This is a genomic window from Microbacterium sp. Bi128 (genome assembly GCF_918698205.1).
The window spans coordinates 1-2,206 of the sequence record NZ_CAKKMM010000851.1 but is presented as its reverse complement, the minus strand read 5'-3'; the positions used below and the strand labels follow the sequence as shown (position 1 = coordinate 2,206).

Sequence of the window (2,206 nt, the reverse complement as noted above, 5' to 3'; positions counted from 1 at the left end):
GCCGGGCGGTCTTGAGCGCGTCCACGATTCCGCGGCGGCGCTCGATCTCTGCCGGCCAGTAGTCGGGACCGATCGGCTTGGCACCGACGCCCCAGCCCGTGACCAGGTCGAACAGCGCGTCGCGGACCTCGTTGCGGCCCAGGTAGAGGAGGTCGTCCGGTTCAGTCCAGAAACCCTCGGCCTGCATCATGCGGGACAGCTCGCGGATCTTGCGCCAGAAGACGCCCATGGTCCAGTGCTCGATGTAGAAGTTGTGGTTCTCCACGTACGGGTAGGCGGTGGCGGCGAGCCCGCGCTTGGCGTCGAAGAGGGCCTGATTTTCGCCTTCGAGCAGCTCGCGGTATTCCTCGATGATGCGGTCGCGTTCTGCGATGAGCGCCTCCACCGGCCGCATGATTTCCTGGCCCTCGTCCACGCGGCGGATGTAGTCCGCGATGTAGCCGAGCGGGATTTCCTGGTGTTCGTTCCAGTACTTGTCGTGGCCGTAGAAGCCGTTGCCCACGGTGAAGTTGAACCACGGGTCCTTCGCGGCGTCGTACTGGGCCATCCAGCGCTCCCCGCCGGGGGCCGCAGCGATGGCAGCCAGGGTGGCCTCGACGTCGTCGGTGCTGCTGAAGTGGGCCTGGATCCCAAGTTCCACGGCGAGCTTGGCGAGCTGCTTGAGCTCGTCATCCGGGCGGAAGAGCTCCATGTCCACGCCCTGCACCATGGTGGCGATGGACTGGTCCGGGATGTTGGGGAACACCTGCTTGCAGAAGTTGAAGAAGTCCAGGTAGGCGATGTAGCCGAGGTTGAGGAACTCGAAGTGGTACTGCCAGTTCTGGTAGGCCAGCTGGATGAGCCGGTCGTAGCTCTCCAGGAGCTTCTCGGAGCCGTCCTTGCCCTTGCCGGAGAGGATGTCCTCCATGGGGACCAGGTCCGGGAGCCTGGGGAAGGAAATGGTTTCCATTTCGTCGATGGTGCCCTTGACCTTGACGTGCCACTGCTTGAGGAGCTGGTCCCAATTCTGGAAGTAGTGGCCAACGCGCTGTTCGAACAGGGGCACGCGGGCGGCGATCTGGTCTTCCGGCACCGGGATGGGCGACATGTAGAGGTAGCCCAGGTGGACGCGGAACTCGATGCCGTTGGCGTTGGGGATCATGAGGTGCCGTGCGTTGTACTGGCCCAGGCACTTGACCGCGAACTCGCCGCCGATGGTCTCGAAGGGCTTGAACACGGTGGGCCAATGCTGGCTGTCGCAGAACCAGAACTTGGCGTCCTCCTGCTCCTTGAGCTTGTCCTGGAAGACCAGATAGTACGGGTAGATCTTTTCCCAGCCCTCGGCCCCGGCGGGGACCGCGAGCTCGGAGGGTTTGGGGAAGGACTTCAGGGACATGGCGGTCCTTTCAATACGGGCTCGGCGTTGAGCCTGGGTGACGTAGCGGACTAGCGGGTCTGAACGTTCTAGGAGGACGGCTTCAGCAGTGAGGCGGTGATGCTGCCGAGGCTAAAGCCGGTGGCGGACGACGGCGCCGGGCCGGCCGGCGTCGTGATGGCTGGCGTCGTGGTGGCTGGCGTTGTCGGGGAAGCGGGTGCTGCCGCAGAAGTGGCGGGGCTGAGTCCGCTGAAGTAGCCGCCGGCGGCTGCCGAGGATGGGACAACAGGCTTCGAGGAGTGCACGGTTTCCGGGCGGGACTGCAGCAGGAGCAGGTTCTCCCCGTCCGGCAAGTCCGCATCGAGGGCCCACTCGATGTCCTGCGGGCACTTGTAGTGCTTCTCCGCGCGCTTGGCCATCTGCGCGACGGCGGTGAGCTCGGCGCCGGTGAGGCTGCGGCGGCCGCGGCGTTCGGCGTCGACCTCCCGCTCCACCAGGCGGCCGGCAACAGCGTCCGGGACGAGTTCGGCGTGCTTGTCGCCGAGGTGTTCGGAGACGACCGCCAGCGTGACCTTGTCCAGCATGATGTTGTCCGGCGTGACCTGGCCGGAGACCACCATCTCCCCCACCCCGTAGGAGGAGTCGATAGTGATCTTGGAACGGTCGCCGTTGGTGGGGTCCATGGTGATGGCGACGCCGGAGACCCGTGCGTTGACCATCTTCTGCACCACGACCGCCATCGAGAGGCCCTCGTTGGGGATGTTGTTCTTGAGCCGGTAGATGATGGCGCGGGATGTGAAGAGCGAGGCCCAGCACTGGCGGATGTGCTCGGTGACGGCCTTGACGCCGTCG

General features: G+C 65.2%; 2 protein-coding genes. Both read right to left on the bottom strand.

Features of this window, described 5'->3' with window-relative positions; translation table 11 throughout:
* A partial coding sequence (locus LQV45_RS27145) for a hypothetical protein (protein ID WP_230009880.1) occupies nucleotides 1–1,375 on the bottom strand: 1,375 nt, incomplete at its 3' end.
* A gap of 68 nt (nucleotides 1,376–1,443) precedes the next feature.
* Nucleotides 1,444–2,206, bottom strand: a 763-nt coding sequence (locus tag LQV45_RS27140) for a PEP/pyruvate-binding domain-containing protein (RefSeq protein ID WP_230009878.1), incomplete at its 5' end; no start/stop codon positions are given.